The 14,769-nt window shown below is 32.2% G+C and carries 23 protein-coding genes and 2 pseudogenes; 7 read left to right on the forward strand and 18 right to left on the reverse strand.

Going from position 1 to position 14,769, the window contains the following annotated elements:
- Positions 1-3 precede the first annotated feature (3 nt).
- From ACTSKG_RS03650 to ACTSKG_RS03670, 5 genes are all read left to right on the forward strand, one after another.
- Positions 4-240 carry a GNAT family N-acetyltransferase gene (locus ACTSKG_RS03650; protein ID WP_464756792.1) on the forward strand — a complete coding sequence of 79 codons (237 nt, stop codon included), beginning with the start codon at positions 4-6 and terminating at the stop codon, positions 238-240.
- A 46-nt stretch (positions 241-286) separates the two neighbouring features.
- Positions 287-664, forward strand: coding sequence for a YybH family protein (locus ACTSKG_RS03655; protein ID WP_464756793.1), 378 nt, complete (start codon positions 287-289; stop codon positions 662-664).
- 294 nt (positions 665-958) lie between these two features.
- Positions 959-1,204 carry a GNAT family N-acetyltransferase gene (locus ACTSKG_RS03660; RefSeq protein ID WP_464757960.1) on the forward strand — a complete coding sequence of 82 codons (246 nt, stop codon included), beginning with the start codon at positions 959-961 and terminating at the stop codon, positions 1,202-1,204.
- 23 nt (positions 1,205-1,227) lie between these two features.
- Positions 1,228-1,704, forward strand: coding sequence for a GNAT family N-acetyltransferase (locus tag ACTSKG_RS03665; RefSeq protein WP_464756794.1), 477 nt, complete (start codon positions 1,228-1,230; stop codon positions 1,702-1,704).
- A gap of 388 nt (positions 1,705-2,092) precedes the next feature.
- On the forward strand, positions 2,093-2,422 hold the full coding sequence (locus ACTSKG_RS03670; protein WP_464756795.1) for a site-specific integrase: 330 nt from the start codon (positions 2,093-2,095) through the stop codon (positions 2,420-2,422).
- On the opposite strand, the gene ACTSKG_RS03675 is transcribed toward ACTSKG_RS03670, so the two are convergent.
- The 12 genes and pseudogenes from ACTSKG_RS03675 to ACTSKG_RS03730 form a co-directional block, all read right to left on the reverse strand.
- Positions 2,406-2,777: a hypothetical protein gene (locus ACTSKG_RS03675; RefSeq protein WP_464756796.1), complete on the reverse strand. Its 372-nt coding sequence runs from the start codon at positions 2,775-2,777 to the stop codon at positions 2,406-2,408. The two genes, ACTSKG_RS03670 and ACTSKG_RS03675, sit on opposite strands and share 17 nt — an antisense overlap.
- Positions 2,778-2,905: 128 nt before the next feature.
- A complete protein-coding gene (locus ACTSKG_RS03680; RefSeq protein ID WP_464756797.1) occupies positions 2,906-3,172 on the reverse strand; it encodes a hypothetical protein in 267 nt (88 codons plus the stop codon).
- Positions 3,173-3,768: 596 nt separating this feature from the next.
- On the reverse strand, positions 3,769-3,975 hold the full coding sequence (locus tag ACTSKG_RS03685) for a hypothetical protein (RefSeq protein ID WP_402975607.1): 207 nt from the start codon (positions 3,973-3,975) through the stop codon (positions 3,769-3,771).
- A 134-nt stretch (positions 3,976-4,109) separates the two neighbouring features.
- Positions 4,110-4,383: pseudogene (locus tag ACTSKG_RS03690) on the reverse strand (IS3 family transposase); the annotation flags it as partial.
- A 108-nt stretch (positions 4,384-4,491) separates the two neighbouring features.
- Complete coding sequence (locus ACTSKG_RS03695) at positions 4,492-5,064, reverse strand: hypothetical protein (RefSeq protein WP_464756798.1); 573 nt, start codon at positions 5,062-5,064, stop codon at positions 4,492-4,494.
- The gene (locus tag ACTSKG_RS03700) at positions 5,061-5,288 is read right to left on the reverse strand and encodes a hypothetical protein (protein WP_464756799.1); all 228 of its coding nucleotides are present in this window, start codon (positions 5,286-5,288) and stop codon (positions 5,061-5,063) included. Before ACTSKG_RS03700 ends, ACTSKG_RS03695 begins: the two co-directional genes overlap by 4 nt.
- Before the next feature lie 66 nt (positions 5,289-5,354).
- A complete protein-coding gene (locus ACTSKG_RS03705) occupies positions 5,355-5,693 on the reverse strand; it encodes a hypothetical protein (RefSeq protein ID WP_464756800.1) in 339 nt (112 codons plus the stop codon).
- Between the two features lie 97 nt (positions 5,694-5,790).
- Entirely contained in the window at positions 5,791-6,069 is a 279-nt protein-coding gene (locus tag ACTSKG_RS03710) for a hypothetical protein (RefSeq protein ID WP_241600612.1), read from the reverse strand.
- A gap of 327 nt (positions 6,070-6,396) precedes the next feature.
- A complete protein-coding gene (locus tag ACTSKG_RS03715; protein WP_464756801.1) occupies positions 6,397-6,864 on the reverse strand; it encodes a hypothetical protein in 468 nt (155 codons plus the stop codon).
- Positions 6,865-6,935: 71 nt separating this feature from the next.
- The gene (locus ACTSKG_RS03720) at positions 6,936-7,088 is read right to left on the reverse strand and encodes a hypothetical protein (RefSeq protein WP_464756802.1); all 153 of its coding nucleotides are present in this window, start codon (positions 7,086-7,088) and stop codon (positions 6,936-6,938) included.
- 44 nt (positions 7,089-7,132) lie between these two features.
- Positions 7,133-7,429, reverse strand: a complete 297-nt coding sequence (locus ACTSKG_RS03725; RefSeq protein ID WP_464756803.1) for a tetratricopeptide repeat protein — start codon at positions 7,427-7,429, stop codon at positions 7,133-7,135.
- Between the two features lie 453 nt (positions 7,430-7,882).
- Positions 7,883-8,248 (reverse strand): peptidylprolyl isomerase, encoded by a 366-nt coding sequence (locus tag ACTSKG_RS03730; RefSeq protein ID WP_464756804.1) that lies wholly within the window; start codon positions 8,246-8,248, stop codon positions 7,883-7,885.
- Between the two features lie 589 nt (positions 8,249-8,837).
- Here ACTSKG_RS03730 and ACTSKG_RS03735 point away from each other — a divergent pair.
- Positions 8,838-9,200 (forward strand): hypothetical protein, encoded by a 363-nt coding sequence (locus ACTSKG_RS03735; protein ID WP_464756805.1) that lies wholly within the window; start codon positions 8,838-8,840, stop codon positions 9,198-9,200.
- Between the two features lie 146 nt (positions 9,201-9,346).
- Here the strand turns inward: ACTSKG_RS03735 and ACTSKG_RS03740 are convergent, their stop codons facing one another.
- The 6 genes from ACTSKG_RS03740 to ACTSKG_RS03765 form a co-directional block, all read right to left on the reverse strand.
- Positions 9,347-9,847, reverse strand: a complete 501-nt coding sequence (locus ACTSKG_RS03740) for a HEAT repeat domain-containing protein (protein WP_464756806.1) — start codon at positions 9,845-9,847, stop codon at positions 9,347-9,349.
- Between the two features lie 720 nt (positions 9,848-10,567).
- On the reverse strand, positions 10,568-11,041 hold the full coding sequence (locus tag ACTSKG_RS03745; protein WP_464756807.1) for a Type 1 glutamine amidotransferase-like domain-containing protein: 474 nt from the start codon (positions 11,039-11,041) through the stop codon (positions 10,568-10,570).
- A 30-nt stretch (positions 11,042-11,071) separates the two neighbouring features.
- Positions 11,072-11,194, reverse strand: coding sequence for a hypothetical protein (locus ACTSKG_RS03750; RefSeq protein ID WP_464756808.1), 123 nt, complete (start codon positions 11,192-11,194; stop codon positions 11,072-11,074).
- A 222-nt stretch (positions 11,195-11,416) separates the two neighbouring features.
- Complete coding sequence (locus ACTSKG_RS03755; protein ID WP_464756809.1) at positions 11,417-11,899, reverse strand: N-acetyltransferase family protein; 483 nt, start codon at positions 11,897-11,899, stop codon at positions 11,417-11,419.
- Positions 11,900-12,195: 296 nt separating this feature from the next.
- Positions 12,196-12,993, reverse strand: coding sequence for a hypothetical protein (locus ACTSKG_RS03760; RefSeq protein ID WP_464756810.1), 798 nt, complete (start codon positions 12,991-12,993; stop codon positions 12,196-12,198).
- Between the two features lie 202 nt (positions 12,994-13,195).
- Entirely contained in the window at positions 13,196-13,342 is a 147-nt protein-coding gene (locus tag ACTSKG_RS03765; protein WP_464756811.1) for a hypothetical protein, read from the reverse strand.
- Between the two features lie 194 nt (positions 13,343-13,536).
- Between ACTSKG_RS03765 and ACTSKG_RS03770 the strand changes: the two are divergent.
- Positions 13,537-14,359: pseudogene (locus ACTSKG_RS03770) on the forward strand (tyrosine-type recombinase/integrase).
- The last annotated feature ends 410 nt before the right edge of the window (positions 14,360-14,769 follow it).

The following is a 14,769-nucleotide window of genomic DNA, read 5'->3' on the forward strand; positions in this document are numbered from 1 at the left end:
GTGATGGTATGGAAAGAAGACGGGCATGGCTGCATTGAGGATCTTTTTGTTCGTGAATCCTGCAGAAAGCAAGGGATTGCAAGATTTTTACTTTCTGAGGCACTTTCTTATTTAAAAGAGAACGGTTGTAAATCAGCATTTCTAGATGTAAATACAAACAATGAATCAGCAATGTTATTATATACATCTGTTGGTTTTGAACAAGAATATGAAGAAGTTCGATACGGAAAAGAAATATAAGAATCTCTCCATAAATGAATGGGGAATTGAGGAGATTAGGAATTGTATGAGTTTTATAAAATGTCTGGAGCAATATATAAAAGCTACAAACACTCATAATTTTGAAAACGTTAAAAGTCTATTGCATCCAAATGTAGTTTATTGGTTTTCTGATAAATCTTGTACAACTATCAATGAAATTCAAAGTTATTTTGAAAATTCATGGGAAGTTATTAAAGAAGAGGTCTATTCAGTATCCAATGTTCAGTGGTTAGTAACTGAGGAAAAAACGGCAACTTGTATTTATACATACCACTATGAAGGTTATTATAATGGCAAATTTGTTTCTGGATGTGGACGTGCAACAAATGTTTTTATTAAAAAAGATCAGAATGAATGGAAATTAATTCATGAACATTTAAGTAGTGTTTTATCAAGTTTTTAGGATATAAATGCCTTACAACATATGCACCAGAACATTATATATGAGGGGAAGGTATAATGTTTTTACTTTTTTATTGATCATATGGTAAATGCACCCATATGAATTGTGATAGGAAAGAGTTTAACAAGTGATTAAATATACAGATGATTTAGCAAATATTCAGTCAGAATTATTAGAAGGATTTTTTGTCGATTGGCCAAACCCACCTTCAACTGAGACTCATATGAAAATACTCAAGGCAGTTCTCATAAAATATTAGCTATCGATTCCGAAAGTGGGGGAGTAGTAGGGTTTATAACAGCAAATTGTGATGGCGTTATAAGTGCATATATTCCACTTTTAGAAGTTTTAACTGCATATAAAAATAAAGGTATCGGGAAAGAGCTACTACAAAGAATGATTGCGGAGCTTAAAGACCTCTATATGATTGATTTACTATGTGATGACCATTTACAGGCTTATTATGAGAGGCACGGGATGATGAAAGCATCCGGCATGATAATTCGAAACTATCAGAATCAAGCTGGTATACTAGAATAATTACTTTAAACAGGGGAAATCTGATGATAATAAAATTAGCAGGGGTAAGCGATTTAGTACACATACTAGAAGTTTTAAATAAAGTTACGATTGATTTGCAAAAAAGGAATATAAATCAATGGTCTAATCCTTGGGATTCTGAGTATATTTGTAATGAAATTAGTGAAGGTAATTCATATAAATTAATGCATAACGAAAATGTAATTGGTACCTTTTTTATTGAAACAATTGTTAAAATAGGTGAACATACAATTGAGCCTGAAAGCTTATATTTATCAAAAATTGCAATTCTTCCAGAATACCAGGGAAGTAAAATAGGTTCTAAAATAACTGATTTTGCATGTACTAGTGCTCAAAGTTTAAACAAAGTACTATATTTAGATTGTTGGGCTGGTAATATAAAACTTAAAGAATTCTATACTAAAAATGGATTCCAATATATTGGCGATTTTTTCGAAGAAGATTATTTAATTAGTATCTTTAGATCTGGTAGGAAGTAGTTTTAATAATTATCAAGAATGCAAACGTAAACAATGTCAATCCATTGATTACGTTTGTTTTTAGTTGCAAATAGTGAACAGCTACTAAAGTTCATAAAATACTAAAATTATGTAAATTTCTCTCGAATATCTCAATGTTTCAAGTATACTTTATTAATGAGATACAACTGCAGATAATATATATTATGTAAACTTAATTATTTTCAGGGATACCAATAACCAATCATTTACCTTCCCATAATTATTCATATGGTCAAGTTCCTCCACTCAAGTTGACCATAAGAAACAATGCCTGCTGAATAAGTGGCAGGTACGTACCTATAACTCTCTGGGACGGGACAGAATTTCACGGTGTGTACAAATAATCACTTTTTAGGAGGTCTTTCTAATGGAAATTCAGCAAGCCGTAGACGAATTCTTATTGTATCTCAAGATCGAACAAAATTATTCGGAAGAAACCATTCGCAGCTATGAACAGGACCTGACATGTTTCCGCCACTTCTTAAAGCACCACCAGCGCTCATGTGAGCTACAGGATCTAAATCGCTCGATTGTCAGACGGTTTATCCAAGATCAGATGATAAATGCCAAAATGAAGCCTAGGACCATCCAGCGGCGTATCTCCGGCCTCAAGTCGTTTTGTAAGTATGCGCTAAAGGAAAGCTTTATAGACACCGATTTTATATTGCCCAAATTTAATTTTAATTATTTTTACTGAAATTCGCCCATTGTTCAGTAGGTCCTGTGTTATCTATTATGAATAAACTACCGTCTTTCTTATAAAGAAAAATCTCATTCCCAGATTCAGCACCATCTCCTAATGCAGTTAATGCGTTTGTTGTGACAATTTGACTCATATCCACTTGCTCTTTTGAAATAATTCTGTTAAAAACATACTTCTCACCACCATAATTTATCCATTGCAGTGGAAGAGGACCACCTGTGATTATGGTATCTTTAGCGGTTTCTTTCAAAGAATCTTTTGCACTTTCTTTAATTTCTGAAGTCGGTCCACATCCATTAATGACAATAAGTATGAATAACAATAACCACAGCTTTAATAGATGGCTCATATGCCTCACTCCTTATTAGACGTACTAACTCAAAATTAGCTTATTGAACTAACTTGCTTCGTTACTTCAATAAGAAAAAGGCTTTACTCCTTTCAGAAGTAAAGCACACTGTTTTAGTTAAATAAAACTTATGAATGCAAAACACTATGAACAAAATATTTTGCATCATCTGCGTCTCTTTTTCTAACAGAAACAACATATTGTTTTTCATAATTCTTGTTCATTCCGAAACTTCCAAAGTTTCCTCTTGATGTACCAGGTCCCAACCATTTTCCTGAAGGGTCTATAACTTTATAGGTATATTTAATACCTTCTCTTTTTAAAATTGCTGTTACCTTTGATAATTCTTCCATTGAAAATCCCATATAAACATCTTCTTTATTAAAGAAAAACATATCCATCCCCCTATAAATATTAAGAAACCACTGTTTATACACTATTCTGTACCCGTTATTTCAATATTTTACATATATTAACCTATTCAACACAATAGCAAAAAAACCTTCTTATTCAACTAAACTGCCACTTTAGTTCAATAAGGAAAAGGCTTTACCCCTTCTTGAAGTAAAGCACCCGTTAGTTTAAGTGAAATATTTCACAAACTTGCTTGTTAAAATAAAAAAAGGGATGTTTTTACACCCCTATTTCGTTAAGATTAATTTTGCTGTTTAATTGTGGTATTTTCATTGTTGTTATCACAAGAACTTAATAGAAAACTAGACATAATAGTTAAACAAGTAACCAAACATAATCTAATCCAAGTATTCTTTTTCACTTTAATTATCTCCACCTTTATTTGACTAACAGGCCTCTTTACTTTAATACGGATGTAAGAAAAAAGGGTTCCAATATTTTCAATTTCAAATAAAGAAAAAACCATATAGCTTATTAAACTAACCTGCTGCGTTAGTTCATTAAGAAAAAAGCTTTACTACTTCTTGAAGTAAAGCACCTCGCACCTCGTTAGTTGAACAATTCAATTAGAATAGCATCAACTCTTATTGTTATCATCTCTTCTTTTATAACTTTCAAGCACATCTTCAACCGTTAAACTTTCTTTTACTCTTTCCCCTTGTTCTTTTTCAAGTAATTTGCCAATAGCTGAATTGTTAATTCCTTTTGTAACTGCTGCCTGAATCACATAATATAATATAAGAAATCCAATAATCATAAACCCAATACTTATATATCCTTCCATAACTAACAATACCCTCCCAAATAAATATTTTTAGGTCGACTCCAACTAATCTGCAGCTTTACTTGAATACGTTTGAGACGAATTGAGGTTCCATTTTTAAATAAATTTCCCATTTGAAATTATCAAAATTCTTTAATGGTGGACAAATATGACTTCTGTCCATTAACGTAATATAAATATGTAATATCAGTGAGTAGTACTTTTCCTGGAATTCCTTGTTTAAAGTCTCGATTTAATAAATTGGGCACTACAGTGTGTTCTTGAGTGGCTTTCAACATTTTCTTGTAAGGATTAGTCCTTCTAATAGGACATACAATTTCGTATTTCTTCATAACTCTTCGAATCCGCTTTAAATTGTAAGTAATTTGAAACTGTCCTTCTAATGATCTTAATCTGACGTGCACCCTTTTAGTTGAAGAAGAAAAGTGAAGCTTACTCGACAATCGAGTCCGTTTGCTGCAAATATAGCACCAAAGCAAAAGGTGATTCAGTTCAGACCTATACATTTAATCTACGTTATTCTTTGGTATCACCAATCAAATCATAAATATAGTTATAGTCAAAAGTAGAATCCTCAATTTCATAATATCCATCCTTGAACCCAGTTATGGAAGAACTAATACGAAGGACACTAGGGGTGTCTATAGATATATCCGAGATAAATATCATTTCCGATTCATTAAACTTTAGCATCCCATTAAAATAGGTTGCATTTTCATAATTAAGCATTTTTTGTGCTACCTTATCCTTTAAAGGTATTAATTTTAGACCGCTAAGGTATTCCAAAACTAAGCCACAATTTTTTGCATCATGGCATTTTGCATTGAATCCTTCACCATTAGGGAGATTTTTTGTAATATGAAAGTCAACATCGGATTCAGATGAGTACTCCTTAATAGGATTGAAAGGAATCGAATAATATATGAAACTCTTATATAGATAGATTGATAATAAAACTAAAACTATCGCAAAGGCTAAATACTTAATTTTTTTCATCTTAAGACCAATTCCTTTCGATTTATCTTTATATTTATTGCTATCACGGTCTCTTGAAGTAAAGCGCCCGTTAGTTGAATAAGGACAACTCATTTTTCTGTTTCCAATTCATTTATTAACTTGCAAAGATAGCCAACGATATATTCTCTTTGAGTCGTTTCTTCAATGTCATTATTATCTACAAGGTCATTAATTCCTTTATTAACAATGTCCCATAAAGGTGTTCCTTCAAATATTTCATACGGATGTGCCATTAACTTATAACCTCCCTGTTTATCTGCTGATGGTATTTCGTTAATAGATAATATCTTCTTCACTCCTACCCCTTTAGTTTAATAAGAAAAAAGGCTTTACCCCCTTCTTGAAGTAAAGCACCCGTTAGCTTAATAAGAATAATCCGTTTCTATTGTTTCTGAGACACATCTTATCTCGTCCCCAGAGTTTAATGTAATTGTAGTCTTAATATATTCATCTTCTACTTCTAAATCAATTGAGTAGATATAAAAGCCACTTCCCCATGGTTCTAGCATTGGAACGTGTAAATTTCTTACCTCATTGAAAAACAACTTAATTTCCCTTGTATTTGTATCTTGGTTCGTCGCTGTTCTTAGATTTATTTCTATTTCCTTTTTACTGTAATTAACCAATATATTTTGAAGTTCGGAATCGTGTAAATAAATGTCTTTTAATTTTTCGTAATTATTTATTGAATAAATAGCCACTTTGAACCCCTTTCTCATAACATTCTCAGATAAAAATATAGTACTTTTAACAAATTTTCTAATTCAACTAAACTGCACCTTTAGTTCAATTAGAAAATTATGATTTTATTTCTTTATCAAGAAGGTACAATAGCTTTCTTCGTGCTTCTTTACTACGAATAATTTTTCTAACACGAATTGTGCTTTGTAAATAACGTCTGACGTGTTTATTTACAAAAAACAAACGGTGATATTCTTCATCCTCGTAAATCTTTTTAAACCAATCGTATTGATTTAACCGTTCAATATTTTGGTCAATTTTTTTCGTATTTAAAGTGTCACTATATCCAACACTGCCGAATAATCCTGCAATTAATTCAAATAAAAAACTAAACATAGTTTACTCCTATCTACTTTTCCTTTTGAGAATTCTCTCCTGATTGTGCCTAATCCTTGTTCAACTAACCTGCCCCTATAGTTTAATAAGGAAAAAAGCTTTACTCCTTCTTGAAGTAAAGCACCCGTTAGCCATCCATGAAGCGCAAAATCAGCGCTTCACCACAGAGAATGAAAATGGTTAGAGGAGTCAATACTAGTAGTCCACTGAAAACAATAGACTTATTAATGTAGCTCTCCTCTTTTTTTACGATTACGCAGGGGTCTTCTTAAGTATTGTCATTTTTCTTTTCTTGAAGTAATTAATTTTCATGGTAGTTCATCAAATCTACTTATTTTTATTATGCAATTCAAATGATTCTTCAGTTTCATTCCATTTTACATGTACTTGTATAACTTCATCTTCGTTTACTTTTGCTCCACCTCCTGAACTTCCCCTAGAAGTAAATATTAATTCTTTAGGAGGGTCAGTGAATTCCTCTGTTGATTTCCCACTACTACTAAATGTTTCATAAGAATATTCAAGTTTTTTCATAGAAGACAATTCTTTTAAAGCTCCTTTGTATTTTAATACAAATTCATGGTTATCTTCGTTAGAGTAAGTTTTTGTTCCGTTATTATCTCCCCATGTTTCTGTTCCTTTATAAATATATTCAGCTTCCCAATGTTCACTTTCTCCAATAAATTTATAATTATTGTTAGTAACTTCATCTTTAGTAATTTCATTTTTAGTGACTTCTGTACAAGCCGTTAAAACTAATATTGTAAATAATAATAGCGTGAGTATTTTTTTCATTTTATTTCCTCCTTTTATAATTTTACTTTACTCATAATAATATAAATGCCTTATTCAACTAAACTGCCGCGTTAGTTGATTAAAGATTTTTGGTTTTTTAATCTTTTCACCAATTCTAATACTTTTTTAGTTGAATCAATTAAAGTAGTATCTCCTTTTAATTCTCTTAGATTGAGTGCTTTTGTAAAGCTTATTTCAGCTTCATCTAACCTTTCCTTTTCCATTAGACATTTTCCCTTATGTTGTAAAGCAAAATCTAAGTAAGTGTCTAGCTTATTGTCTTTACAATTTTTAATGCTTTCTCAAAAAACTGTATCGCTTCATCATGTATTTCATCATATTTTAATACTTCACCAAGTCGTATTAATGTGACTGTTTCCCTTATTATGTTTCCCTCTTCTAATGCATGACATAGGCAGAAATTTAAGTAATTGAGTGCTTTCTGAGGCTCTCCGCAAATTCTATACAAATTACCCACTGTTCCGTAAAGGAAATACTTATCGCTTTCTTCAATACTAATTTTTAATAAATATTCCGCATCAGCAATAACTTGTTTTAGTCTCAAAGGATTTGAAGTCTTCTCTCGTAAATAATCATTACTATCAAAATAAATAAATTCACTTTTTAAAGAAAGACTTTTTTAAAAATCTACTATTCTCATGTCTTATCCTCCAAAATTAGCTATGCCCTCTCTAAAAAAAACTGCGTCGCTAATCCAATAAGAAAATTAGGTACCTAAGCAATATTCTACTAAAGCAGCCGTTAGTCATCCATGAAGCGTATAAACTAGTACTTCACCACTGAGAATGAAAATGGTTAGAGGAGTCAATACTAGTAGTCCACTGAAAACAATAGACTTATTAATGTACGCTCTCCTCTTTGATTACGCAGGGGTCTTCTTAAGTGTGTTTCTTGAAGAAATAATTTTCATGGATTTGAAGAAGAAAAAAGAGACGCATATTAAACAATTGCTCCCGATTGTTAATGTAATAAATAATTACCTTTTTAAAAGATCCTCTTAAATAGTTACAACATCGAAAGGTATTGATTTGCCATCCACTTGAACGTCTATTACTTCATGAGTTGAATCAGTTGTTAAATAATATACATTTTGTTTTACGGCATCATCTTTAGAATTACGTACATTAAACTTTATAATTACTGTATTCCCCTGTGTCTCTAAATCAGCTTCTACTTCTCCACTTGAATGAAAAATAATATAAGAACCATTTGTTTCATTAATTGACTGAAGTCTTAAGTTAGGATCAATTTTATCTTGCACTTTGTTTGGTACGTTTTCAATTTCACTAAAACTTAACTTTGATGAGTTACAAGCCGACAAAATTGAGAGGACTAAAAACATCATAACAAATAATTTCCTCACTTATTTCACTCCTTCACTCTATTTTTAATTATCCAACAATCTGGCCCAATTGTTGAACACAAGTTAAACAGCGCTCTTCAACTAAACCTACCTCGTATTTCATAATTTTCTAATGCAGTTTTTCCTTCTGCTTTTGTTTCAGAATTATCATTATTCCCTAATACTATGACTAAAGTCGATATTCTAATAAGAAGTTCTAAGGCTAGGTTATTAAACATGAAAGCTCTTCTTTTCATCTTGTTCTACTAAGGACCTGTTAGAGTGTAATTCTTCATAATGTTTATTTACTTTATATCACCTAATTCAGCAACAAAAAGACTAATACCAGATATAACACAAAGCGATAACAGTAATACTAATCTTAACCAATCCATTGATACCCAAAAGTCCCCGCCATTAACAATATCGGTGCTTAAACCATACTCATCGACAAATTATGATACTGAAAAGTAAAAGAATTATTTATATACTTTTTTTATTACTTGTTGTTTTACTTTCGGGATGTAATGGTAAAGAGAAGTCAGTTAGTAATTACTATTTATCGTTAATGGGAGAAAGTCAGACCTGGATTTTAAATGGATACGAAGTTGTGATAACACCAGAAAGTTTTAAAGTAGGCAATGGAATTTTACATTTAAAAAATGGAAATAAGTCTATTGTAGACTCTATTCATTTCGAAACACACATAGTTATTAACGAAAAAGACGTAGTAGTGCATTCTGGTGCGGTAACTGGTGTTGGAATTGATATTACTGAGGAATCAACTGGCGCAATTGAAGGTGGAACATATCTGAACGAAGATGGAACCCCTATTACATTAAACGAAGTAAATAATATTTACATGATTGTTGAATGGGGGGGGAAGAGTGAAAGTGCTAAAGAAAGAATTGACTTATACATCAAACCTAACAAAGAACAAACCTTCTTGTACTACCGGGCTTTACTTCAATAAGGCCCCCAATTTTCCACATATCCCTAAGTCTATTAAAACGCCAAAAATCCCTACTTTTATTTTGAGAGTAGGGACTTTTCTTTGTATTCAATTATAAGATTTTAAATTAAATCACTACACTACATTGAAGAAGAAAAAGAACTTAATTATTTTTTCTTTAAAGCAAACAACGTTTCTAACGTATCTGACATTATATCCATTTGTCGTTCTATTTCATTTAACCCTTCTTTTACCTCAATAATACAGTTCAATAAAACTTCATCTGATATTTCACCTTTAATTGACTCTATCAATTGATGTGCTTGTGCTTGTACTTCAAAGTTTCCATTTATCAAATGGTAAATTAGTGTTTCTAAATGTGCTGAACAATCGAATGGTTCTAGTGCGTATAATAGTGTTCCTCTAAAACCTAAAGTTTTTGGGTCATTAATAACATCTATTAACGGTTGTACCACTTCTTCGTCCCCAATATCACTTAACGTTAATGCAATGGAGTTTCTAAATAAAGCATTTTCTGTACTTTGTAAGTATTCAATAAGTAGAGGAATTGCTTGAATGTCCTTACTTCTGCTAATTTCCTCTAAAATGATTTCTGCATCATCAAACTTTTCATTTTCTATTGCCAACCTTAATGAATTATTGTCCATAATAATTATCCGAACTCCTTGTCATTTACCGTAATTAAACCAACCTAGATTAAAATACTGTTCTTCTTCAACTAAACTGTCTCGTTAGTTTAAGTGTAACATTTCACATTGTACATAAAAATAGACCATCATTTTTTTTGATGGTCTTGTTTAACTAACGCACCCGTTAGCACAATAATAATTTTATTTTGTTCTTAATATGGGCTCATGACCAAAACAGCACTGGAAAGGTATTCTAAAACCTTTTTACATAAAAACTGCTATAGAAAAAATCAAAGAAAAAGTTAATCCAACGCTCCATACACAGCCTAGTATTTTTTGATTATGTATGTCTTTTCCTTGGTTTAATTTTTCTAATAGTTGGACTAAATTAAGAAACCATAGTATCGAAAACAAGAACGCTGCTAAAAAGTATTCCATTTTACACCTCTCTCCCTTTTTTAATAACATTTTACCATTAAAAACCATTTATTGTTAAACTAACCTGTTTCTTTAGTTCAATAAGAAAAAAGAGTTGTCTAAGCAGCTCAACGATCTTCCACTAAAGCACCCGTTAGACATCCATGCAGCACAAAAAAAGTGCTGCCACAGAGAATCTTAAGTATTATCATTTTTCTTTTTCTTGAAGAAATTAATTTTCATGGTAGTTTAATAAGAACAGCGACGCTTATTAAAAAATCGCGCCCGATTGCTGAACTGTTTTAGAATTTTGGATTAGAACTATTCAATTATGATTACTTCTCCATCCCTTAATGCTTTAAATAGAATTTTATTATCGATCATAAATTCAATTGCTCGGTCCATATCGTTAGATTCTTTGTGGTCTGATTTATAATGTGGGGCAATTACATAATCCAAAATGCATAAACCTTCCCATATAGCTTGATGTTCATTTCCGTAAGGTTTCTGCTCAGGTTCGTCTGCTAAGTGTATGCCTTTTAAAGTTGGTCCAAGAATACAACCACCTGCACTATATCCCCCATATAGAATATCTCTTTTTTCTCTATAATACTTTTTAATGATTTCATCGAAACCGCTTAATCTCATTGCTTGTGCAAGAACAAAAGTATTGCCACCTCTTACCCAAATAACATCGTATTGGTCAAGCTTTTCTTTCAATCTTTCGTGGTTATGGAAGTACATTTTCAAGTCTAAAATATCCACTGTGAAACCTATTCTTTGCAGTTCACTCACGTCTGCAACATCACTTTTATTTTTTCTTTCTCAATCAGTCGCAAAGTCTAATGCATTATTGATATATGCAACTTTTTTATTCCCATTTTCCGTTAATTCGATTAGTTTCCGTTCTTCATTTCCAATTTTAAAAGATGAAAGATAAAATTTCATATTGTCCCCCTTATTGTGTATTTCAATTGCTCACTTTTTAAGCTTTCCTTTTCTGTTAAACGGCACGATTGTTGAGCGCAAGTTAAACATCACTCTTCAACTAACCTGCGGCGTTAGTTCAATAAGAAAAAAGAGCCGTTTATGCAGCTCGTTGATCTTGAACTAACGCACCCGTTAGCTTAATAAGAGCAGAGACGCTTCTTCACCAACCCTATTGTTGTGTCAAACTAATTCCTTCTCCATTGTCCAGTAAGTCTCATACCAGCCAACATGAACATATCCGAATTGTTCGTAAAAGCGACAAGCTGGATTTCTTGGGTCTACACTTAAACATAATTTCTGATAGCCAAAATTTTTTGCTTCCGTTTCAAGCACGCTTAATAAAGCATTTCCAATTCCTTCACCCCGAAATTCTTTAAGGATGGCAATTCCTATTTCTGGCGTTTCATCATCACCATAGCCCTTGCGTTCTTTATCAAACAGACGCAACCAAATGGCACCAATCGATTGTTCATCTTTTTCCGCAATCAATCCAATATCACCACTCTGTTCCCCCCATCCATCCACATATTTTGAGACAGATGGTTCTTCTAATATTGTTCGTGGGAAAGGGTTTTGTCCTTCTGGTACAAACGCGGACTCATACACCATATCTCGCAAGAAGGGGATATCGTGTTTTTTAAGATTTCTTATTTCAAAATTCATAGGATTATCACCTGACCTTTTTAGTTTGTCCTCCATTGAAATGTTCTACATACCCTCCTACCATGATAATTATAAATCAAAATCTCGACTCGATTAAACCAACCTGACCTCGTTAGTTCAATAAAGCTTGTTCCCTTATATGTCTCGATTGTTGAACACAAGTTAAACATTACTCTTCAACTAAACTGCTTCTTTAGTTCAATAAGAAAAAAGGCTTTACTCCTTCTTGAAGTAAAGCACACGTTAGTTGAAGAAGCATTTTTTCCTTCTTTTTGGCAACTTTGTCTCCTCACTAATTATTTAAGTAACTCTGTAACAAGCCATGAAATTATGCCCCCCAAAAAAAGTAGGATTAAATTAAATAACCAATGACCATTTGCCATTTCATATAACCCTTGGATAGATAGACCATATATATCTTTTTTCTTAGAATCTGTTTTTAAATTTTTATCTAGTACCTTATTAAAAATATCATGCATTACATTTACTTTTCTTAAAGTAGAATGATGCAATTTAATATATTCTCCATTTTCAAAAGCTGCCGCCTCTTCTGCGCCCTTTAAAAAATCCTTATCAGAAATAGCATTCTTAATAATTAACTTTTCAAAGCGGGGGTGTTCAATATAGTTATCACCGAAAATTATTTTCAGTTTATCAGCTAAATCAAATTTTTTATCGTCGGCAATTATCTTTGGTTCTCCTCCTAACACTCGTAAACGATGGTTTATCGCTTGGAAACCATACCCTATATCTCGCATATTCCAATGAATCCAATAATAGTTATCATGACGATTAACAAATTCAAAAAAATCTTCTAACATTATACTTTCTAATTCATCATAGTGTGATTCAATACTATTTAATTTACCTTCCTTTTCAGCTGTAGTATGAATTGAAAAACTCACCGACTGTCCCGTTTCAAAATATCTTACTGCAATTGAAGTTATACGAGCTGAACGTCCCGATTCTCTTAAATCATAAAAACTCTCACAAGAATAATGAATGAATAAAAGTTTTGATGCATGCTCATCTAACCTGTCTAATTCTAATAATACTTTTTTTCTTTTCTTTAATTTTCTTTTAGTATTTGTCATCAAGATCCCCCCTAAAACGTTTGCTTATTATCATTACTACTCTATATTTCCAGTACATATTAATCTCTTTCCATGCTACGCCTTATGTACCAAATACGACATAAAACTTCTCCTTCTCTAATTGAACTAAACTGCTTCTTTAGTTGAAGAAGAATATGGCTTTACTCACTCTTGAAGTAAAGCACCCGTTAATTGAATATGATTATTGAAATAAGCCGAAAACCCAAACTATAAGATACATAGGAACCGCAACAATTATCATCCCTGCAAGTAAATAGCTAATTGGCCTTATAATAAATTTAAAAATATCATATATAGCACCTGCTAAGTCATCAACAAATCTCAACACTAAAACCCCTCCCACAACATATACTTACCAATACCATTTTAACATTATTTTCCTTTAGAGAACAAAATATATATAGTTCATTCAACGAAGTTCTTCTTAAACCTACTGCCACGTTATTAAAAACACATCCTATGTCTATAATTCTATTAAGTTGGCAATAATCCTTTTATATTACTATTTTAGGGGGAATGGAATTGTTACTATCAAAAGCATGGGCTTCGTTTGAAGCGGATAAACGAATAGAGGGCTTTTCGCCACGAACATTGAGGGCCTACCAGTTACAGTCTTTGCTACTAATTGATTATTTTAAGGATGTAGACATGGAATTGCTGGATACAAATCGACTAAAGGAGTACCTTGCTATATCCGGCAAACATTTAAAACCAGCCAGTCTTGCACATCGTATCCGGTTTATGAAATCATTTTTTCGTTGGTCTCATGAAGAAGGCTACCTGAATAAGAATCCAACTTCCAAAATTAAAGAACCCAAAGTAGGCAAGCGGATCCCCAAGTATTTAACCGAACGGGAGATCGAACACCTTCGTGAATCCTGTCATTCCCCAATGGAAAAAGCGATTTTTGAATTCATGTTTTCCACTGGTTGTCGAATTGGAGAAGAACCATATTAATTGGTCCAATCAATCTGCTATCGTTAGAGGAAAAGGTGATAAGGAAAGGGAAGTTTATTTTAATACACGTTGCGATTTATGGCTTAAACGCTATATGGAAACCCGTAACGATCATAATTCAGCTATCTTTGTAACAGCAAGACAGCCACATCAAATGAGTGTTGCCCAAATGAGATACATCATCAAGCGGATCTCCAATCGTGCAGAAATCAATAAAGAGATTCATCCACACCAACTTAGACACAGCTACGCAACTCATTTGATGAATAATGGAGCTCCTATTGAAGTCATACAAAGTCTTATGGGGCATGAGAAGAGTGAAACCACCAAGATCTATGCTCAGTTAAGTGGAAGGTTAAGGAAAGAATATTATCAGAAGTACTTTTAAATATAAAAAGAGCAACGACTATATAGACGTTGCTAATCGATTGAATATTACCTTATCTTGGATTATTTCTTCTTTTTTGGTCGATTTTCAGTCGTTTTTGCGTTAATCCTTCTTTCCTTAACTTCTCCGGATAATAAATAACACCCGAATTCTTTATATTTCAAGAGTTTCGGGTGTTTTAAGAAATGTCGAATAACTAAATAATTACTAATACATGCAAGTATATTTCCATTAATTAAGTCCATAATCCTTATCTAGAAACTATTATCTATAATGTATTAAATATTTTAAGTATTTTCTTGCCAAGAATAAAATTAAGTATATCCTTGCCGATATGGCAAAGATATACTTAAAGTCACACACGTTCATTGAAACTCAATGAAATTGTATTATGGAGACGGCGGGAGTCG

The organism is Psychrobacillus syltrankelensis (assembly GCF_055454035.1).